The following is a 19896-nucleotide window of genomic DNA, read 5'->3' on the forward strand; positions in this document are numbered from 1 at the left end:
TCAGCCCGCACCTGCGGCCGGCCCGACCCGGCGCAGGAAACGGCGGGTGCGCGGGTCGACCGGGTCGCCCAGCACCTGCTCGGGCGGGCCGACCTCGACGACGACGCCGCCCTCCAGGAACACCACCTGGTCGGCGACCTCTCGGGCGAAGGCCATCTCGTGGGTGGCGACCATCATCGTCATCCCGTCGGTCTTGAGCTGGGCGAGCAGGGTCAGCACCTCGCCGACCAGTTCCGGATCCAGTGCGCTCGTCACCTCGTCGAAGAGCATCAGCACCGGGCGGTTCACCAGCGCGCGGGCGATGGCCACCCGCTGCTGCTGGCCGCCGGAGAGCTGGTCCGGCTTCGCGGACGCCTTGTCGGCGAGCCCGACCCGGTCGAGCATCGCGGCGGCGTCCTTCTCGGCCTGTTCTCGCCGCACGCCGTGCACCCGCCGCGGCGCGAGCGTGATGTTGTCCAGCACGCTCAGGTGCGGGAACAGGTTGAACGACTGGAACACCATCCCGATCCGGGCCCGCACCTCGTCGGCACGCAGGTCGCTGACCGCCGGATCGGTGATGTCGCGTCCCTCGAGCGTGATGACGCCGTCGTCCACGATCTCCAGCAGGTTGACGCAGCGCAGCAGGGTCGACTTCCCGGAACCGGAGGCCCCGATCAGCGCGACGCACTCGTGCGGCCGCACCGACAGCGAGACGTCGCGCAGCACGACGTTGTCGCCGTACGCCTTGCGTACGCCGGCGATCTCCAGCAGGGAGCCGTCCGGGGCGGCCTCGGTCGGGCCGGTCATACGGTGCCGGCGCCGATCCAGCCCTGACGGCGGGCGACCCAGTCGGTCAGCCTCGTCATCGGGACGGTGACGAACACGAACAGCAGCCCGGCGACGACGTAGGGCGTGTAGTTGAAGGTCTGAGCCGTGTTGATCTTCGCGACCAGCACGGCGTCGTAGACGACACCCAGGATGGAGATCAGGCCGGTGTCCTTCTGCAGCGACACCAGGTCGTTCATCAGTGCCGGCATCACCCGCCGGAACGCCTGCGGCACGACGACGAAGCGCATCGTCTTCGAGTGCGACAACCCCAATGACCGGGACGCGGCGCGTTGCGAGGGGTGGACCGAATTGATCCCGGCCCGCAGCACCTCGGCCACGTACGCGCCGTACACCAGGATCAGCGACGCACATCCCCAGAACAACGCCGATGACGGCAGCCAGCTCAGCCGCAGACTCGGCATCCCGAAGCCGAGCAGCAGCAGCACCAGGATCAGCGGCAGGCCGCGGAAGATGTCGACGTAGACGGTGGCGGCCGCCCGCAGCGGGAAGAACACCGGCCCACGGAGGCTGCGGATCAGCGCGATGCCCAGCGCCAGCACCAGGATGACGATCTCGCAGATGACCATCAGCCGCAGGTTCAGCCACAGGCCGGCGGCGATCTCGGGCAGCACCTCCCAGCCGTAGGCGACGTCGAAGAAGGTGCTCCGCAGCCGTGGCCAGCCCGGCGCATTGACCAGCAGCAGCCCGCCTGCGACCACCACGACCACGGTCGAGACACCTGCCGCGACGGCCGATCGGATGGTCCGACGCCGCCGGAAGGCCATGCGCTGCAACGCCAGTGGTGATGGCTGCCAGTCGTCCTGCTGCCGTTCGGCGTGCGGTGTGGCCATCCGGTCGACCGGCTCGTTTCGTGGAGGTCAGGCTTCGGGTTGGCAGGTCAGCTCAGGCAGGTCAGCTCAGGACAGGCGCGGTGTTGTCGCTGCTGAGCCATTCCGTCGTCAGCTCGTCGAGGGTCCCGTCCTCGCGCAGCGAGTCGACGGCCTGTGTGACGCAGTCCGTCAGCGGTGAATCCTTGGCCAGCAGGAGGCCGAGCTGCTCGGCATCCGGCCCGGTCTGGGCGAGCTGGCCGACCACCTTTCCGTCGGTCAGTTGCGCGCCGGTCATGTAGAACGCGGTGGGCAGGTCGACCACCAGGCCGTCGATCTGGCCGTTCTGCAATGCCTGCGCGCCGAGTGAGTTGTCCTCGAACACCTGCGGGGGCGTGGACGGCGCGATGACGTCGTCGATGGCCTGCAGGCTGGTGGTGCCGTTCATGGCGCCGAGCTTGGCGTCCTTCAGTTCGGCGACCGAGGTGGCGTTCTCGATCGGCGACCCGCCGACGGTGATCACCGTCTGCGCCAGCGTGTAGTAGCCGGAGGAGAAGTCGACGACCTTCTTGCGGTCGTCGGTGATGGTGAACTGGTTGATGTCGAAGTCGAACCCGCTGGGCTTGGCGATCGCCTCGTCGAACCCGACCCTGGTCCACGTCACCTGCGCCGGCTCGTACCCGAGCCGCTCGGCCACGGCGTAGGCCACCGCGGACTCGAAACCCTTGCCGTTGGTCGGGTCGTTGTCCACCATCCACGGCTCGAAGGCGGGTTCGCTGGTCGCGATGGTCAGCGTGTTGTCGGCCACGGTGTCCAGCGTCGCCGGGTCCGCGCAGGCGAGCGGGGCGGACGACCCGCTGGACCCGCCGGCCTCGCTCGACGCCGCCGAGGAACCAGCCGCTGCGGACGTCGTCGCTGCGCTGCTGGAGGCGGCGCTGCTGGCGGGGGAGCTGGTCGACGCGGCGCTGCTGCTGGCGGTGCTGCTGGCGGTGCTGGTCGAGGCAGTGTCAGTGGAGGAACCGCACGCCGCCAGCAGGACGAGCAGCGACGATCCGGCGGCGATCAGCAGACGGCGGTGAGGGGCAGGCTTCACAACAGCTCCCGGCGGGGATGGTGAGGGGTAGTTGATCCGTCCAGCATACGAAACGTCGGGAACGTCCGATCACCGCAGCGACGGTGCTCAGCCGGCGACGCGGTCCAACGCCGCAGAGGCGTGAGGGGCCAGTTCGACATCCGAATGCGCCCGTTCCTCGACGTAGGCGAGCCTGCCGTCCGGGGTGATGCCGTACAACCGGGTGGTTCCGACGACCGGTGGCGCGGTGGGTGTCCGCCAGCCGACGTCGGTCGACAGTGCCCAGCTGGCAACCGATCTCGGCTGGCCGTAGAAGACTTCGATGCGGCCCTCGGAGTGTGCGACGAGGAATTCGATCGAGCCGTCGGGTTGTGGTCGCCAGAAGCCGAGTTCGCGGCTCGCCGGGCCGACAACCGTCCCGTCGGGGTCCAGTAACCAGCTGATCGATTCGTACCGGAGGAAGGGCCGGCCGTCGTGCGAGATGGTGATCTGCTGGCCGAACTGCGGGTCCTTGGCGCCGGGGTCGTTCCCGAACCGCCCGGTGCCGCGCCAGACGCCGACGAGCGGCAGCAGCGAGAGGCAGTCGGGATGCAGGCCGGGACGGGCGCGAACGTTGGCCGTGTCCGCCGGAATGGGCGGCGCCTCGACGTCGCCGATGTCCAGGCCACGGGTGGCTTCGGCGCGCAGTTCCGCGGCAGCGACCGCTTCGGTGCCACTGGTCGGCACCGGGACGTACTCACCGGCGGTGCGCTCGGCGCTGACCAGGCCGGCGATCTCGTCGGCCGTCGGGCCGGTGTGCCGCGCGGGATCGGGCTGGTCGCTCACTTGTCCTCGTGCACCAGCCGGTAGACGACATAGAACGCGAACCAGGTGACCAGCAGCGCCACCAGGATGAGCAGTCCGGTATAGAAGATCTCCACGCTCCAAGCCTAGCGTGGGCAACCGTCGCGCGACCCGTGGTGGGGAGCACGTCACATGCGCCGGTCGCCGGCCCGCGGCAGGTCCGGGCATGGCAGCGGCCGGCCCCGAGGGGAGCCGGCCGCAGCTTGGGGGGTGTCAGGCCAGCACGATGTCGAGCTGGTTGACGCCCTGCCGGACATCGCCGCTCGCCTGACCGTTCCCGGCGCGCGAAAGGGCACGGACGGTCCAGGAGCCCGGTGCGGCGTAGAAGCGGAAGTCTCCGCCGTCGGAGGTCACGACCTCAGCGGTGAACTCGCCGGTCGAATCCAGCAACCGGACGAAGGCGCCGCCGACCGGATCCGAGCCGTTGAGCACCCGGCCCTGGACGACCGACTGGTGGCCGACGTCGGTGCCGGCCGGCAGTGCCGAGGTCTGTTCTGGTGCTGCACAAGACATATCTGTTCCTTTCGAGACGCGCGTGGCGGTCGGTGACCGGAATGTGGGTGAGCCGGCCGGCTCAGGCGCCGACCTCGACCGGAACGCCCACCAGCGAGCCGTATTCCGTCCAGGAGCCGTCGTAGTTCTTGACGTTCTTCTTGCCCAGGATCTCGGTCAGCACGAACCAGGTGTGGCTCGAGCGCTCGCCGATCCGGCAGTAGGCGATGGTGTCCTTGTCGTCCTGCAGTCCGACGGAGGCGTACAGCTCGGTCAGTTCGGCGTCGGACTTGAAGGTGCCGTCCTCGTTCGCGGCCTTCGACCACGGCACGTTCAGCGCGGTCGGGATGTGGCCGGCGCGCTGCGCGGCCTCCTGCGGAAGGTGCGCCGGCGCGAAGAGCTTGCCGGAGAACTCGTCGGGGGAGCGGACGTCGACCAGGTTCTGGGTACCGATCGCCGCGACCACCTCGTCGCGCAGGGCGCGGATCGAGAGGTCCTGGTCCTGTGCGGTGTAGCTGGTCTCGACCCGGTCGGGAACCTCGGTGACCAGCGCGCGGCCGTCCAGCTCCCACTTCTTCCGCCCGCCGTCGATCAGCTTGACGTCCTGGTGGCCGTACAGCTTGAAGTACCAGTAGGCGTAGGCGGCGAACCAGTTGTTGTTGCCGCCGTACAGCACGACGGTGTCGTCGTTGCCGATTCCCTTTGCGGACAGCAGCTTCTCGAAGCCGGCCTTGTCGACGAAGTCGCGGCGGACGGGGTCCTGCAATTCGGTCTTCCAGTTGATCTTCACGGCACCCGGGATGTGTCCCGTGTCGTAGGCGGCCGTGTCCTCGTCGACCTCGACGAAGACGAGGCCGGGGGTGGACAGATTCTGCTCTGCCCATTCGGTGGTGACGAGGGAATCCTCGCGGCTCATGCTGTGCTCCTAGCGGGTGTTGACCTGAGCGCCCTGGCGGCGACGGGGAGAGGATGTCCGGACAGGTCCGGATCTGCTTCTGGGGGGAACAGGGTCGAAGCCCTGGGCCGGACCGGCACGACCCGCGCGCGGCGGGAAGGCGGATCGGGCGAGAGGGGTGCAGCTGTGACCGTCAGGTCAGCAGGCGAAAGGGCACCCAGGAGTGACGCAACAGAGCGCGCTACCGACACGGACGAGGTCGACGGCGCGCCGACTGGTCAGCATCGGGCCCATGCGACAACGGTAGCAGGACCCGTCCACCCCTTCTGACCAGCGACGGAGGGACGTCGGATGGCTACCTGACGTGGTCATCGGGCGGCTCGGTGCCGGATCACAGAGCCGCCCCGCGAGAGATGGGCGCGGTCAGCAGCCGTGCGGCACGACGACCAGCGGGCAGGTGGGCCGGCGCAGCAGGCCGATGGCGACGGACCCGATCACCAGTCGGCCCAGGCCGGTGTGCCGCAGTCCGCCGTGCAGGGCGCCGGTGTTCCCGCGCGAGCCCACGATGACCATGTCGGCCGCGTCGGCCAGTTCGGCGAGCACCTCGACGGTGTTCCCGAGTTGCACCGTGGTCTCGACGACGACCGCCGTGTGCGAGCCGCGCAGTTCCTCCACCATCTGCGCCTGACCCGCCGCGGCGCCGTCCTCGAGCAGGCCTGCGGCCTCCAGTGACGTCGCCCGGGTGTCCCTGGGATAGCGCCAGGTGGTCACCAGCAGCAGCTTCGCGGCTCGCAGCGCGGCCTCGTCGGCGGCGAACCGGACCGCGGCGTCGCTGGACGCACCGTCATACCCGACGACGACCCGCCCGTGGGGCGGCTCGGGCACGGATCGGACGACGCACAGCGCTGCCCTCGTCCGCACCGCCAGTTGGCCGGACAGCGACGGGTTCATCGTCTTGCGCCAGCCGCCGTAACCCTGGCCCGCCACCACCAGCAGGTCGACCCGATCGGAGATGTTCAACAACACCTGGGTGGCGTTGCCCTCGATCACCATCACCTCGAGATCCGCCTGCGGAGCAAATCGGCGGATCGCCTCCCGGACGTCCTGCACGTACTCGTTCGTCATGGTGAGGGACAGCCGGGAGGCGGCTGTCGTCACGCCCGCCTTGTTGGCGATCGGGGTGGCGATCACCGCGGTCACGGTGGCGCCATGCAGGGTGGCGGCGTCGAGCGCCCAGCGCAGGGCCTGCAGGCTCGCCTCGGAGCCGTCAACCCCCACGGCAACGGTGTCGAACATCGCTTACCCGTCCTCGGTCGGTCCGACAGGGCAACTACAGCGGTGAATTGACGGTACTAGCGATTGGCAACCGGTGACACGGTGCTATTGGGTGCTATTCGTCTGTCATTGCAGGTCGGCGAGCGCGACAGGGCCGGTGGTGGCGGTGAGGACCACGTCAGATCCCTCGACGGTGACGTCGGCCGTCGTGATCCGCACCGGCAGGCCGGTCAACGGGAAGGACCTGCTCAGCCCGCCCGCGAAGGCGTCGGCGGCCGCGGTGAGGGCGGGCGTGACGTCCAGCCCCGCGGCCGTCAGGGATCGGATCGAGATGGTCAGCGTGTCGTCCGTGACGGTGACCAGGGCCGTTCCGGTGAGCGGTACCTGCCGGCCGAGAAGGGGGACCGTCGCCGCCACCGCGAGCGATCCGTCGGCGGCCGCGGACAGCGTCAGGCCGGGTTGTCCCAGCGCCGCGGCCAGCGAGCTCAGGGGGATGAGCGCCTGCAGCCGGGTCGACTGCGCCGTCAATCCGGACGTGTCCTGATTGATCAGGTCCCCCGGCGGGACTGCCACCCGGGCGAGGCTCGCGACGGCCCTGGTCCCGGGAAGCACGGTGTTGTCCACCCGCGAGGCCGTGACGATAACCTGCGGGAATTCACCTGTGGCGGCATGCCAGAGAAAAGGAAATCCCTCGATGGAGACATCGGGTGTGGTGGCCATTCGCAATTCGGCCTGCACCGCCGTCGCCGCGCGCGACTCGGCGTAGGCGCGGGCGCCGAAGTCCGCCGCGACCAGCAGGGCCGCCAGGATGACCAGGCCGATCAGCAGCTTGCGCACCGGGCCAGTGTGGCAGGGCGCTGTCGACACGCCGTTCCGCCAACGTTGTCGCCAGGCTCGTAGATTGACTGTGACATCAGGCGCAGTGGCCGCAGGCAACAGAGGCGGCGTTACAACGTCGTCACACGCACATGATAATTCCGACTCTGGTTCAGCAAGAAGAACGGGTTTGGAGAGACCGGTAGCCAGAACCCCCTGGCTCCCGCACGCAGCATGATCGCCGCTCTGCCGACGTTAGACTTCGCTCGTCGGTGACCCGCGCGGATGAGTGAGGAGACACATGGAACTCCTGCTGCTGACCACCGACCCGACGCCGGCGTCGGTGCTGCCCGCTGTCGATCTGCTGCCCGTGAGGATCCGGTCGGCACCTCCGGAGGCGGCGTCACTGGTGACCTCGGGTCCCTACGACCTCCTGCTGCTGGACGCAAGGCACGATCTTGCCGCCGCCCGCACCCTGTGCCGGCTGCTCGGAGCCGACGGTCTGGCCGTCTCGATCCTGGCGATCGTCACCGAGGGTGGGATGGTCGCCATCGGTCCGGAGTGGGGCGTCTCGGACGTGGTGCTCTCGTCCGCGGGACCGGCGGAGGTGCACGCCCGGCTGCGGCTGCTGGCCGCCCGGACGACGAGTTCGGCGAACTCCGGGATGATCAGCCTGGGTGACCTGACGATCGAGGAGGACACCTACACGGCGCGGCTGCGCGGACGCCCGCTCGAGCTGACCTACAAGGAATTCGAGCTGCTGAAGTTCCTGGCACAGCACCCCGGCCGGGTGTTCACCCGCGAGCAGCTCGTCACCGAGGTGTGGGGTTACGACTTCTTCGGCGGCACAAGAACTGTCGACGTCCATGTCCGTCGGCTGCGGGCCAAGCTCGGGGCCGAGCACGAGGCGTTGATCGGCACCGTTCGCAATGTCGGCTACAAGATGGTCCCGCCGTCCCGGACGGTGCTCCGGGACGAGTCTGCCGGCACCCCGGCGTGACGCCGCCTGTCCGGCCCGTCCCGGCGTCATGGGGGCGGGGGACGGACCTGGCGCCCGGAATCCGCGACCTGGTCGCCCGCGCGCTGGCGGTCGACGGCGTCGCCGCGGTGTCCGGGCATGTGCTGGATGCCGTTGCCGCCGGGTCGGCGGACTGGTTGCCCCTGCGGGACGCGCCGGACGGTGGACCGGCGGGATCTGAGCCGGACGGTGGACCGGCGGGATCGGAGCTGGCCGGCGTCGCGGTGGCGGTTGCGCGCGATCCGGCGGAGGTGGTGGTGGATCCGGCGGTGCGTGGTCGTGGTCACGGCACCGAGCTGGTGCGGGCGGCGTTGGACAGGCAGGGTGCCGTCTGGGCGTATGGCGACCTGCCGGCCGCCGGCGCGATCGCCCGGCGACTCGGCCTGGCCCGGGTGCGGGTGTTGCTGCAGATGCGGCTCGACGACTCCACCGGCGCCGGGAACGACCCGCAGGACACCCCGCAGGATGCGGAACTGCCGGCGGGTGTGCGGTTGCGGACCTTCGTCCCGGGCCGGGACGAGCAGTCGTTCCTGGCGGTGAACGCCAGGGCGTTCGAATGGCATCCGGAGCAGGGCCGGCTGGACCTCGCCGGCCTGCGGGCCGAGATGGCCCAGAGCTGGTTCGATTCCGAGGGTTTCTTCCTTGCCGTCGCGCAGGACGACCCGGACCGGGTGCTCGGCTTCCACTGGACCAAGATCCATCAGGACGACCCCACGCCCGGACCCGGTGGTCCGTCGACCCCGCTCGGTGAGGTGTACGTCATCGGGGTCGATCCCGCCGCGGGCATCCGTGGGCTCGGAACCCCGCTCACCACAGCAGGTCTCGACTACCTGCATGCTCGCGGGGTCCGCACGGTGATGCTGTACGTCGAGGGGGACAACGACCGGGCGCTGCGGCTGTACGAGCGGTTCGGCTTCCGTATCCACGTCACGAACACCGTCTACGCCCGGCCGCCGGCGCCTGCGCGATGACCCGCCAAGCCTGATGAACGCCGCCGCCGCCACCGGGCGCAGGCGCCGCGCGCGGCAGGAGCTACCGGTGCTCGGCGCGGTCGCCTTCGGCGGTGCGATGGGCGCCCTGCTGCGCTATGAAGCGGGCCTGATCTGGCCGACCGCACCGGGCAGCTTCCCGGCCACCACGCTGACGATCAACCTGCTGGGCTGCCTCGTCATCGGAGTGTTCCTGGTGGTGATCACCGAGGTCTGGACGGCGCATCGGCTGCTCCGGCCGTTCTTCGGCACCGGGGTGCTCGGCGGCTTCACCACGTTCTCGACCTACAGCCTGGATATCGTCAACCTGATCAGGCTCGGCCACCCGGCCGAGGCGTTGCTCTACCTGCTCCTGACGGCCGTCGGCGCCCTGCTCGCGGTCGCGCTCGGCATGGTCGGCGCCCGCGTGCTGCTCTCCTCCAGGAGGTCGCCATGAACCACGCAACGACCGATGCGCCGGCCGCCGCGCTCCGGCTGACGATCTTCATCGGCGACTCGGACCGGTGGCACCACCGGCCGCTCTGCTCGGAGATCGTGCACCGGGCGCACGTCGCGGGTCTGGCCGGTGCGAGCGTGTTCCGCGGCATCGAGGGGTTCGGTGCGTCGTCGGTGGTGCATACCTCGCGACTGCTCAGCATGTCCGACGACATGCCGGTGGCGGTGATCATCGTCGACGCCGCCGACAAGGTCCGCTCCTTCCTGCCGCAGCTCGACGAGCTGATCACCGAGGGCCTGGTGATCCTGGACGACGTCACGGTGCTGCGGTACGTCGGTCGCGAGCACTGAGCGGAGAGATGACGGTGGCCGTCGAGTACGTCCTGGTGGCAGTGGGCGGCGCGGTGGGGGCGCCTCTGCGGTACCTGACCGACCGGATGGTGCAGCGCCGGCACGACTCGCTCTTCCCCTGGGGGACCTTCACGGTCAACGTCGTCGGGTCGCTGGTGCTCGGCCTGCTCGCCGGGGCGGCGCTCGTCGGCGCGTCGTCGTCCGAGCTGGGACTGCTGCTCGGGGTGGGCTTCTGCGGCGCTCTGACCACCTACTCGACGCTGTCCTACGAGACCGCGTCGCTCATCGAACAACGCGCGCTGCTCTATGCGGCGGCCAATGTGCTCGGCACGGTGCTGGCCGGCCTGGTGGCGGTGACCGCCGGTTACCTCGTCACGGCGGCGCTGACGAGCTGAGAGCCGACCGCCGATCTGCCGGTGAGCGGCCGAACCGCCGCAGATGGGGCGAATCGGCGTCCCATGCTGAAGGCTGTGATCGATCACCGTTGGTGAAGTCGGGTCCTGAACCGCTTCCGGGTCGGTGCACGGTCGAGGAGGCACCTGATGACGGCTGCGAACACGGGCGTGGTGATCGCCGGGGTGGACGGTTCCAGAGCCGCGCGGTACGCGGCGCACTGGGCTGCCACCGACGCGGTCCGGCGGGGGGTGCCGCTGCGCCTGGTTCACGCGCTGGCGCACCCTGAGCCGGCGAGCTACCCCGCTCCCGTCCTGGTCCAGCCGCCGGTCACCGAGAAGATGCGCAAGTGGGCTCGGCACATGCTCTCGGCGACGGCCTCCGAACTGACCGATGAGCACCCGGAGCTGGTCGTCCAGACGGCCGCGCATGACGGCACCCCGTGGGCGGTCCTGGTGGGCGAGTCGGAGGGCGCCATCCTCACGGTGGTCGGCTCGCACGGCGGCGGCAGGCTGGCCGACGCGATCTTCGGTTCCGTCGCGTCCCGACTGGCGTCGCACGGGCACGGCTGTGTGGTGATCGTGCACCCACCGGCGCCCGGCGGGCAGAAGTCACGGCGATCGGACTCCGATGAGCCGCCGGACCCGACGGTCCGGCCCCACCCGGCGACCACCGGGCCGGTCGTCGTCGGCATCGACGGCTCCCCGGAGGCCGACGCGGCGGTGTCCTTCGCCTTCCTCGAGGCGCGGATCCGGTCGACGCCACTAGTTGCCATCCACACCTGGAACGACAATCCGCTGGAGCATGCCTTCGGGCACTACCCGCTCGCCATCGACGCCGATGTGGTGCACGGAGAGGAATGCCGGCGGCTGGCGGACCACCTGGCCCGCTGGGTGCGCCGCTATCCCGACGTCCAACTGGAGCAGCGCGTCCTGCGCGGGCGCCCGGCAGCGACGCTGTTGTCCTACCTGGCCGCCGCGCCGGACGGCGCCCCGCAGCTGCTGATCGTCGGAAACCGCGGCCGCGGTGGGTTTGCCAGCATGCTGCTCGGGTCGACCAGCATGGCGATGGTCGCCCATGCGGACTGCCCCGTCGCGGTCGTCCGCGGCCCGCAGGTTGCGTCCGACTCCGTCTGAGCTCCTCCCCCGGCTCCTCCTTCGGCGCCTCCTTCGGCGCCGCCCCCGAGACCGACTGGGTCAGCCGCGTGGGGCTTTTGTCCGTTCGATGCCGACTGTTCACCTGCGGTTCGTCTTCCCGGCACTCCGTATCGAGATGCTCGTTGCGGTGGCGCGGCTTCTCGCCGCGCTGCGGTAACGAGGAGGCGTCGGATGGAAATGTCCTACCCGGAGATCGTGGTGGCCGGTCTCGACGGATCGGATGCGTCCGCGGCAGCCGCACGGTGGGCGGCCGAGGACGCGCTCCGCCGGGCGGTACCGCTGCGTCTGGTCCACGTCATGACGCCGAGTCCGGAGGGCGGTTATCTCGAGCCGCAACTGGTGGCGTCCCGGGTCAGTGAGGCCACCCGGCGGTGGACCCGAACGCTGCTGCGCACGGCACGGTCGGCGCTGCTCGCGGACTATCCCGGGTTGCAGGTGGAGACCGTCAGCCACGTTGGATCCCCCCTGACGGTGCTGCTGAAGGAATCCCGGCGGGCCACGGTCACCGTGGTCGGCACATCCGGCGGTGGCAGGATCTCGGACACGGTATTCGGCTCCGTCGGCGCCAAGCTGGCGGCCCTCGCGCGTGGTCGCGTGGTGTTCGTGCCGGCTCCGGGCGCGGAGGCGCACGAGCCCTCCCCCTGGGCCGCGGCGGACGGTCCGGTCGTCGTCGGCATCGACGGCTCGGCCCGCACCGAGCCGGCCATCGCCTTCGCCTTCCAGGAAGCGGCCATCCGCAACTCACTGCTGGTCGCGGTGCACGTCGGGAACGGCGCGGCGCCGCCCGCGGGGAGCTCGCTGGACCGGAGTGCCGAGGACGACGGCGACGCCGAACGGCACCGGCGGTTGGTGGAACTCACGGCGCGGTGGGCGGCCAAGTACCCGACGGTGCCAGTGCGTTCGGTGGTGCTGCACGGTCGGCCCGTTCGCACCCTGATGCGGTACCTCGCCGACGCACCCAACGGCCGGCCGCAGTTGGCGGTCGTCGGCAGCCGTCCGCACGGATCGCTCACCACCCTGCTGGCCGGCAGTACCGGGCTCGCGCTCGTTCGGCAGGCGCGGTGCCCCGTCGCCGTGGTCCAGGGGGAGCCGATTTTCGCATTTGTCACCACATGAGCGAATTCGATGCGGCATTCACACCGACGCCCTCGATATATGCGGAGCATTCACCTTTCGTTCACTTAGCGGCGTTACCTTTCCGTCGTTCCTGGAACCGACGGCCGCGCGCGACTGCCGGGGTCCACTCCCGCGGACGGAAGCGACTTCCCAATGTCGACAACCCTTTTCCTGGTGTCGGTGGTCATCATCACCGCACTGTTCTTCGACTTCACGAACGGCTTCCACGACAGCGCGAATGCCATGGCGACCTCTGTGGCCACCCGGGCGCTGACGCCGAAGAGGGCCGTGCTGATCGCGGCGATACTGAACGTGGCCGGCGCATTCCTGTCCACCGAGGTGGCCAGGACGATTTCCGGCGGGATCGTCGACGACAACCTTGTCACTCCGACCATGATCTTCGCAGGGCTGGTCGGCGCCATCCTGTGGAACCTCGCCACCTGGTTGTTCGGGTTGCCGTCGAGTTCCTCGCACGCCCTGTTCGGCGGGTTGATCGGTGCCGTCTGGATCGGCGCGGGTGCGTCGGGCGTGAACGTCTCCGTCGTCGTGTCGAAGATCCTGCTGCCGGCGGTGATGGCGCCGCTGGTGGCTGCGATCGCCGCGGGCCTGGCCACCTTCTTCCTCTACAAGATGATCAGGAAGGCCGACCGGGAACCGGCCGCGGGGTGGTTCCGGCACGCGCAGACGGTGTCAGCGTCCATGGTGGCGCTGGCACACGGAACCTCGGACGGCCAGAAGACGATGGGTGTCATCACCCTCGTGTTGATCACCGCGGGATATCAGGAGTCAGGGTCGGGACCACAGTTGTGGGTCATCGCCGCAGCCGGGATCGCCATCGGGCTGGGAACCTATTCGGGCGGCTGGCGGATCATGCGGACCATGGGCAAGGGCATCGTCGAGGTGCACGCGCCGCAGGGATTTGCCGCCGAGACCACGTCCGCAGCAGCGATTCTCGCGTCGTCACACATGGGATTTGGGCTCTCGACGACGCAGGTCTGTTCCGGCTCGATCCTCGGTTCCGGAATCGGGAAGAAGCTCGCGAAGGTGCGATGGACCACCGCCCGCAGAATTCTCTACGGCTGGTTGCTGACGCTGCCGGCCGCCGCACTGGTCGGCGGGGTGGCAGCGGCCATCGCGCTGACCGGCACCGTCGGGATCGTGCTCGTGTTCGTCGCACTCATCGCCGGGTCTGCTGCCATCTATGCGATCTCGAAGCGCGCACCGGTCTCCAGCTCCAACGTCAACGACGCGGCCGACGTCACGGTCACGCCCGAGCGCACGAAGGTGGCGGCATGAACATCGACTGGAACTCGCTGTTGCTGGTCGCAATCACCACGGTCGTCGCTGCCATCGCGATCGTCGGCGTCTTCTCGCTGGGAGTCGTGACGCTGACCGGCGGCAACGGCAGCACCACCAGGACGGTCGGCCCGGCCGCCAGGTTCGCCGGGTACGCCTGCGTCGGGATCTCCGGCCTCCTGGTGCTCTACGGCCTCTACCTCATCATCCCGCAGTTCCACTGAGCCCCTGGTGAACCCCTGATGAGCGCAGCCGGCACCAGCCTCGACGACCGATCCATCGGTGTCGTCGGCGGCCGGCTGCGCTCGCAGCAGACGCCACCGGGTCAGATGCGATCAGAGCAGATGCGATCAGAGCAGATGCGATCAGAGCAGCTGCGATCAGAGCAGCATCGATCGGAGCAGCTGCGGGCAGGTGGACTGCGCGCCGCGGGTCGGCTGCTCGTTCTGCTGGCGTGCGATGACGACGAGGCGTCGGTCCTGCGCGCCGGCTGGGTCGGGCAGTCCGTGGACATACAACACCGCTGTGACCTTGGCGAGGTGCTCTACCTGGCCGGCCGCGCCGCCCCGGACGTGATCGTCGTCGGTACCGGCGGCGCAGGCCTGCGGGTGATCGACTTCCTGCGGATCCTGCGCCAGGTGGACTGCCGCACGCCGGTCATCGTCGGGGTGCCCGGTTCTCCGCCGGCGATGACCGACGCCATCCCGGCCGGCGCGACCGCCGTGGTGCCGCTGCCGTTGGCCGCATCTCCCGTGCTGCAGGCCGTCGAAGCCTCCATCGGGGACGGCTCGGCCTTCCGGGCTCAGCCGATGGCGCTCGACCTCGGCCGGCTGCGGGTGGACGGGTCGGGGCCGCGGATCTGGATCGACGGCGTGCAGAGCGTGATCCCACCCATGGAGTTCCTGCTGCTCCGGTATCTCGCGGAACGGCACGACCAGATCATCTCCCGCGACGAGCTGGTGTCGGCGGTGTGGGGAGAGCCGGTCACGCTGCACAGCAACAGCCTGTCTGTGCACATCGCCCGGCTGCGGCGACGGTTCGACCGCAGCGCCGGTGAGTCGTGGATCCGACCCGTTCGTGGCTTCGGATACCAGCTGACGGTGGCGGCGCGGCCGGCCGGCAAGCCAACCGAACAGCGGGCCCGGCGGGTCCAACCGCAGTCGCGATAGGTCTCCCGTCGACGGAGCGAAGAGCCACCACCATGCGGCGCGGGACGGCTCCGACCGGTTCATTCTCCGTTCACTTTGGCGGGGTCTGCTGTCCATGCGGGGCCTCTAGCGTCCAGTTCTGGCGGTCATCACCCGGTGATCCCACCTGCCCTGACGGGCGAAGAGTCCGAGCAGTCGGTTCGAGTCAATGGAGGTTTCTGCGTGAAGATCACGCGATTGGGCGGGCTGATGGCCCTGCTGGCAGCCGGGGCACTGACCCTGAGCGCCTGTGGCAGCGACAACAACACGCCCAGCACATCGTCGGCCGCCGCGGCCGGCACGTCTGCCGCCGCAGCGACGTCGGCGGCTGGTTCGGCAGCGTCGTCGGCCGGGTCGGTCGCGACATCGGCCGGGTCGGCCGCGAGTTCGGCCGCCGGCGGGGACACCACCTTCGAAGGCGCCGGATTCGCCTGCGCGACCGGCGACCTACGGTCCTCCGGCTCGACCGCCCAGGGCAAGGTCATGGAGCAGTGGATCGCCGACTACAACAGCAAGTGCGGAGCCAATCTCAACGCCTACGGCGGCGGCGGCTCCGGCAAGGGTGTGCAGGACTTCATCGGCAACCAGGTCGACTTCGCGGGGTCGGACTCCGTGCTGAAGGAAGACCAGGCGGCCACCGCCAAGGAGAGCCGGTGCGCGGGCAACCCCGCGCTGGACCTTCCAATGGTGACCGGTCCGATCGCCCTTGCCTACAACATCTCCGGCGTCGACAGCCTGACGCTGACCCCGGACGTGCTGGCCGGCATCTTCGCCGGGACCATCACCCAGTGGAACGCCCCGGAGATCGCGGCGGTCAATCCGGGTGTGACCCTTCCCGCGCTCGGTATCCAGGCCGTCCACCGCGCCGAGGACTCCGGCACGACGGAGAACTTCACCAAGTACCTGAAGGCCGCCGCGGCCGACGCATGGACCTTCGAGCCGGCCAAGGCCTGGGCCGCCCCCGGCGGCGTCGCCGCCCAGGGCAGTGACGGCGTCTCGAAGCAGGTGGCCAGCACCGACGGTTCCATCGGTTACGTCGAGTGGGGCTTCGCCGTCGACGACGGGCTGAACGTCGCCAAGATCGACAACGGCGGCGGCGCCGTCGAGCTGACCGCCGAGTCGGCCGGGAAGGCCGTCGCCGCAGCGGAGGTCGTCGGATCGGGTCAGGACCTCGCGTTGAAGCTCGACTACGCGACGGACGAGCCGGGCGTCTACCCGGTCGTCCTGGTCACCTACGAGATCGTCTGCTCGGCCGGCAACGGCGACAAGGGCGAGCTGCTCAAGTCGTTCCTCGGCTACACCGCCACCGACGGTCAGGCGAGTCTCGAAGAACTCGGAGCCGCTCCGCTGCCCGCCGAGATCCAGACCAAGGTGATCGCTGCCGCTCAGTCGATCAGCAGCTGATCCGAGCCGTGATCGAGGTCGGGCCCACGTCGTGACGGCAATCGCCGCCTTCCCATCCGCCCGGCCGGGGGCACTCCCCGGCCGGGCGGACCGGCGGTCGCCGTCAAGATGCGGAGTTCGGCTTCACCCTTCTGCACAACCCGCCGAATCGGTCACCATGAGCAGCATGACGATCGGCGGCCCACCCTCAGTCGAACGACCGGTCGAGGAGACATGGCCAACCCGACAGATGCGCACCGCGCGGATCCGCACCGGAACGACGCGCACCCGACGGGTGCCGGCCCGATGACGGACGACCAGTTCGAGGTGGCGGCGCTCGGGGTCCCCGGCGCCCTCCCCGTCGGCCCCGGTGACCCGGACAGTGAGGATCGGGTCGACCGGCCCGGGTCGAGAACGCCCGACGGTCGCCCGGAGGCCGGCATCACCGGACGTTCCGTCCGGTTGGGCGACCGGGTGTTCAAGGGACTGGCCGCCGGATCGGGCGGGCTGCTCCTCGTCGTCATGGCGGCGATCGCGGGCTTCCTGATCTGGAAGGCGATCCCGGCGTTCACCGACAACAACGGCAACCTGTTCACCACCCAGACCTGGAACCCGCAGGGTGACCCGCCGGTCTTCGGCATGGCCGCGGTGTTCTTCGGGACGGTGGTGGCCGCCTTCATCGCGATGATCGTCGGCGTACCGATCGCCATCGGGATCGCCCTGTTCATCTCGCACTACGCCAATCGGCGGCTGGCCACGACCCTGGGCGGTCTGGTCGACCTCCTCGCCGCAGTCCCGTCCCTGGTGTTCGGCATGTGGGGGTTGTACTTCCTGATCCCGCAGACCCAGGGATTCCAGAAATGGCTGTCCGACTATTTCGGCTGGATCCCGATCTTCGACAACTCGACCGCGACCAGCGTCGGCCAGTTCGGCAAGTCGCTGTTGATCGCCGGCATCGTGCTGGCCATCATGATCATCCCGATCGTCTCGGCGGTCTGCCGCGAGGTCTTCCTGCAGGTGCCGAGGGAGACCATCGACGCGGCCTGGGCGCTCGGTGCGACCAAGTGGGAGATGATCCGCACCGCGGTGCTCCCGTTCGGCCGGCCGGGAATGATCTCCGCGGCCATGTTGGGCCTCGGCCGCGCGCTGGGCGAGACCATCGCCGTCGCCCTGGTGCTGAATTCCGGCTTCCGGATCAACTGGCACCTCACCGAGCCGGGCGGCGACACCTTCGCCTCGACCATCGCGCTGAAGTTCGGTGAGGCCGGCGGTTCGCCGACGGCCATCGCGGCACTCATCGCCGCCGGGCTGTTCCTGTTCGTCATCACCCTGGTGGTCAACTCGATCGCCCGCGTCGTCATCGCCCGCCGCAAGGAGTTCACCCTATGAGCGAGCAGCACCGATCGCCCGCGGCCGGCGCCGGATCGGTGGCCGTCGCACCGCCGCCCAGCAAACCGTCGACGACGTCCGAGCTCGTCGGCGCCCGGTTGCCGAAATGGGCCCCGCTCGGTGCAGGGGCGGTCGGCGCGCTGGTCGCGTTCGGTCTCAAGGCCATGCTCGGCTGGACCGGTTGGTACACCTGGTTCTTCAGCTCCGCGGTGCTGTTCGTGATCGCCCTCACCGGGTGGTCGTTCTCCGTGGAAGGGCGGCGCCGGGCGAAGGATCGCTTCGCCTCGACCCTGGTCTATGCCTCCTTCGTCGCGGCGATCGTCCCGCTGGTGCTGATTTTGGGTTACATCGCCGTCAAGGGATTCCCGGTGCTCAGCGCCAATTTCTTCCTCCGGTCGATGAACGGGGTGACCAGCCGGCAGGAGGGTGGCGGGCTGTATCACGCACTGATCGGAACCCTCGAGATCGTCGGGATCGCGGCCGTCATCGCGCTGCCCATCGGCATCTTCACGGCCATCTATCTGGTCGAGTACGGCCGGGGCAAGTTCGCCAAGGCGGTGACGTTCTTCGTCGACGTGATGACCGGCGTGCCGTCCATCGTCGCCGGGTTGTTTGTCTACACGTTCCTGCTGCTCGGGTTCGGCATGCGCCCCTTCGGTGCGGCGGGGGCGATCGCGCTGGCCATCCTGATGGTGCCGGTGTCCGTGCGCGCCTCGGAGGAGATGCTCAAGCTGGTGCCGCGGGACCTCCGGGAGGCGTCGTACGCACTCGGTGTCCCGAAGTGGCGCACGATCATCAAGGTCGTGCTGCCGACCGCGATGTCCGGGCTGATCACATCGGCGCTGCTGGCGATCGCCCGGGTCGCGGGGGAAACCGCGCCACTGATCCTGCTGGTCGGATACACCGCCTCGATCAACTTCGATCCGTTCGGCGGCGACCAGGCGACGTTGCCGATGATGGTCTGGGACCAGCTCGGGAAGCGATCGGGCACCACCTCGAACGCGTTCACCGAGGGCCGCGCCTGGGGTGCCGCGCTGACCCTGGTCCTGCTGGTGCTGATCCTGAACATCGGCGCCCGGCTGCTGGCCAAACTCGCGCAACCCAAGAGCCGATGACCCTTCTGTGGCGGGGAGCCGCCGCAGCACATACGAACGAGAAGCTCCACCGACAAGGAATGTGAGACATGGCCAAGCGCATCGACGTCGAGGACGTCAACGTTTTCTACGGCGACTTTCTGGCGGTCGAAGGTGCCTCGATCAACATCGCGCCGCTGTCCGTGACGGCGCTGATCGGGCCGTCGGGCTGTGGGAAATCCACCTTCATCCGCATCCTGAATCGCATGCACGAGGTGATCCCGGGCGGCCGGGTGAGCGGCAAGGTGATGCTGGACGGCGAGGACCTGTACGGGCCCGGCGTCGACCCGGTCAACGTCCGGCGCACAGTCGGGATGGTGTTCCAGAAGGCGAATCCGTTCCCGACGATGTCCATCTACGACAACGTCATCGCCGGCTACAAGATCGCCGGTACCCGGAAGAACAAGAGCGAGTTCGACGACATCGTCGAGAGTTCGCTGCGCGGGGCGAACCTCTGGGAAGAGGTCAAGCAACGGCTGAACCGGCCCGGTGCGGGCCTGTCCGGCGGCCAGCAGCAGCGGCTCTGCATCGCGCGGGCGATCGCCGTCGAACCGTCGGTGCTGCTGATGGACGAGCCGTGCTCAGCGCTCGACCCGATCTCCACGTTGGCCATCGAGGATCTGATCAGCGAGCTCAAGACGCGCTACACGATCGTCATCGTCACCCACAACATGCAGCAGGCGGCCCGGGTCTCCGACCGCACAGCCTTTTTCAACCTGGCCGGCGTCGGTCAGCCGGGCCGGCTGGTCGAGTACGACGACACCGCCAAGATCTTCTCGAATCCGGTGCAGAAGTCCACCGAGGACTACATTTCAGGGCGGTTCGGCTGACCGCTACATGCGGTCGATTCTTTCCGGCGGCCGGTTGGCCTGATGTTCATGGTCCGTTCACCTTCCGTTCGTTTCCACTGGCGACGCTGTGCGCCAGGGCCGGAGGGGTGAGCCGGCCGTCGAACTGAAGGAGCGCTGTGCTGTTCTCACCCGCGGTCTGTGACAGTTGTGGGACTGTTTTCCCCTCGAGTG

Annotated in this window: 24 protein-coding genes; 15 read left to right on the plus strand and 9 right to left on the minus strand. The window is 69.2% G+C overall.

All coding sequences use genetic code 11. From position 1 onward, the window contains the following. The 3 genes from ACVBEQ_RS13055 to ACVBEQ_RS13065 form a co-directional block, all read right to left on the minus strand. Positions 1-786, minus strand: coding sequence for an amino acid ABC transporter ATP-binding protein (locus ACVBEQ_RS13055; protein ID WP_447153731.1), 786 nt, complete (start codon positions 784-786; stop codon positions 1-3). Beyond that, the gene (locus tag ACVBEQ_RS13060; RefSeq protein WP_447153732.1) at positions 783-1658 is read right to left on the minus strand and encodes an amino acid ABC transporter permease; all 876 of its coding nucleotides are present in this window, start codon (positions 1656-1658) and stop codon (positions 783-785) included. Before ACVBEQ_RS13060 ends, ACVBEQ_RS13055 begins: the two co-directional genes overlap by 4 nt. Positions 1659-1719: 61 nt before the next feature. Next, positions 1720-2442, minus strand: a complete 723-nt coding sequence (locus ACVBEQ_RS13065; protein ID WP_447153733.1) for an ABC transporter substrate-binding protein — start codon at positions 2440-2442, stop codon at positions 1720-1722. Between ACVBEQ_RS13065 and ACVBEQ_RS13070 the strand changes: the two genes are divergently transcribed. Then, entirely contained in the window at positions 2420-2713 is a 294-nt protein-coding gene (locus tag ACVBEQ_RS13070) for a hypothetical protein (protein ID WP_447153734.1), read from the plus strand. The two genes, ACVBEQ_RS13065 and ACVBEQ_RS13070, sit on opposite strands and share 23 nt — an antisense overlap. A 101-nt stretch (positions 2714-2814) precedes the next feature. On the opposite strand, the gene ACVBEQ_RS13075 is transcribed toward ACVBEQ_RS13070, so the two are convergent. The 6 genes from ACVBEQ_RS13075 to ACVBEQ_RS13100 all read right to left on the minus strand — a co-directional run bounded on the left by ACVBEQ_RS13075 (position 2815) and on the right by ACVBEQ_RS13100 (position 7048). Further along, complete coding sequence (locus ACVBEQ_RS13075; protein ID WP_447153790.1) at positions 2815-3432, minus strand: heme-binding beta-barrel domain-containing protein; 618 nt, start codon at positions 3430-3432, stop codon at positions 2815-2817. 330 nt (positions 3433-3762) lie between these two features. Then, entirely contained in the window at positions 3763-4062 is a 300-nt protein-coding gene (locus ACVBEQ_RS13080) for a DUF1416 domain-containing protein (RefSeq protein WP_447153735.1), read from the minus strand. Between the two features lie 61 nt (positions 4063-4123). Further along, on the minus strand, positions 4124-4957 hold the full coding sequence (locus tag ACVBEQ_RS13085) for a sulfurtransferase (protein ID WP_447153736.1): 834 nt from the start codon (positions 4955-4957) through the stop codon (positions 4124-4126). Between the two features lie 177 nt (positions 4958-5134). Next, on the minus strand, positions 5135-5308 hold the full coding sequence (locus tag ACVBEQ_RS13090; RefSeq protein ID WP_447153737.1) for a putative leader peptide: 174 nt from the start codon (positions 5306-5308) through the stop codon (positions 5135-5137). 51 nt (positions 5309-5359) lie between these two features. Further along, on the minus strand, positions 5360-6232 hold the full coding sequence (locus ACVBEQ_RS13095) for a universal stress protein (protein ID WP_447153738.1): 873 nt from the start codon (positions 6230-6232) through the stop codon (positions 5360-5362). 105 nt (positions 6233-6337) lie between these two features. Then, positions 6338-7048, minus strand: coding sequence for an LmeA family phospholipid-binding protein (locus tag ACVBEQ_RS13100; protein ID WP_447153739.1), 711 nt, complete (start codon positions 7046-7048; stop codon positions 6338-6340). Between the two features lie 280 nt (positions 7049-7328). Between ACVBEQ_RS13100 and ACVBEQ_RS13105 the strand changes: the two genes are divergently transcribed. From ACVBEQ_RS13105 to pstB, 14 genes are all read left to right on the plus strand, one after another. Then, positions 7329-8027, plus strand: coding sequence for a winged helix-turn-helix transcriptional regulator (locus ACVBEQ_RS13105; RefSeq protein ID WP_447153740.1), 699 nt, complete (start codon positions 7329-7331; stop codon positions 8025-8027). Continuing rightward, positions 8024-9016, plus strand: coding sequence for a mycothiol synthase (gene mshD, locus ACVBEQ_RS13110; RefSeq protein WP_447153741.1), 993 nt, complete (start codon positions 8024-8026; stop codon positions 9014-9016). The genes ACVBEQ_RS13105 and mshD overlap by 4 nt, the downstream gene beginning before the upstream one ends. A 13-nt stretch (positions 9017-9029) precedes the next feature. Continuing rightward, on the plus strand, positions 9030-9470 hold the full coding sequence (gene crcB / locus ACVBEQ_RS13115; RefSeq protein WP_447153742.1) for a fluoride efflux transporter CrcB: 441 nt from the start codon (positions 9030-9032) through the stop codon (positions 9468-9470). Then, positions 9467-9820 (plus strand): DUF190 domain-containing protein, encoded by a 354-nt coding sequence (locus ACVBEQ_RS13120; protein WP_447153743.1) that lies wholly within the window; start codon positions 9467-9469, stop codon positions 9818-9820. Before crcB (ACVBEQ_RS13115) ends, ACVBEQ_RS13120 begins: the two co-directional genes overlap by 4 nt. 8 nt (positions 9821-9828) lie before the next feature. Then, positions 9829-10215, plus strand: coding sequence for a fluoride efflux transporter CrcB (gene crcB / locus ACVBEQ_RS13125; RefSeq protein ID WP_447153744.1), 387 nt, complete (start codon positions 9829-9831; stop codon positions 10213-10215). Between the two features lie 147 nt (positions 10216-10362). Then, complete coding sequence (locus ACVBEQ_RS13130; RefSeq protein ID WP_447153745.1) at positions 10363-11349, plus strand: universal stress protein; 987 nt, start codon at positions 10363-10365, stop codon at positions 11347-11349. A gap of 192 nt (positions 11350-11541) precedes the next feature. After that, on the plus strand, positions 11542-12486 hold the full coding sequence (locus ACVBEQ_RS13135) for a universal stress protein (protein WP_447153746.1): 945 nt from the start codon (positions 11542-11544) through the stop codon (positions 12484-12486). Between the two features lie 153 nt (positions 12487-12639). Continuing rightward, positions 12640-13782: an inorganic phosphate transporter gene (locus ACVBEQ_RS13140; RefSeq protein ID WP_447153747.1), complete on the plus strand. Its 1143-nt coding sequence runs from the start codon at positions 12640-12642 to the stop codon at positions 13780-13782. Beyond that, complete coding sequence (locus ACVBEQ_RS13145; protein WP_447153748.1) at positions 13779-14006, plus strand: hypothetical protein; 228 nt, start codon at positions 13779-13781, stop codon at positions 14004-14006. Before ACVBEQ_RS13140 ends, ACVBEQ_RS13145 begins: the two co-directional genes overlap by 4 nt. Positions 14007-14024: 18 nt before the next feature. Further along, positions 14025-14951, plus strand: coding sequence for a winged helix-turn-helix transcriptional regulator (locus ACVBEQ_RS13150; RefSeq protein WP_447153749.1), 927 nt, complete (start codon positions 14025-14027; stop codon positions 14949-14951). Between the two features lie 201 nt (positions 14952-15152). Next, positions 15153-16373 (plus strand): phosphate ABC transporter substrate-binding protein PstS, encoded by a 1221-nt coding sequence (pstS, locus tag ACVBEQ_RS13155; RefSeq protein ID WP_447153750.1) that lies wholly within the window; start codon positions 15153-15155, stop codon positions 16371-16373. Between the two features lie 285 nt (positions 16374-16658). Next, entirely contained in the window at positions 16659-17741 is a 1083-nt protein-coding gene (gene pstC / locus ACVBEQ_RS13160; protein WP_447153791.1) for a phosphate ABC transporter permease subunit PstC, read from the plus strand. Next, positions 17738-18856 (plus strand): phosphate ABC transporter permease PstA, encoded by a 1119-nt coding sequence (gene pstA / locus ACVBEQ_RS13165; RefSeq protein WP_447153751.1) that lies wholly within the window; start codon positions 17738-17740, stop codon positions 18854-18856. Before pstC ends, pstA begins: the two co-directional genes overlap by 4 nt. A 68-nt stretch (positions 18857-18924) precedes the next feature. Further along, positions 18925-19704: a phosphate ABC transporter ATP-binding protein PstB gene (gene pstB, locus ACVBEQ_RS13170; RefSeq protein WP_447153752.1), complete on the plus strand. Its 780-nt coding sequence runs from the start codon at positions 18925-18927 to the stop codon at positions 19702-19704. Positions 19705-19896: the final 192 nt, after the last annotated feature.

Source organism: Nakamurella sp. GG22 (genome assembly GCF_052976845.2).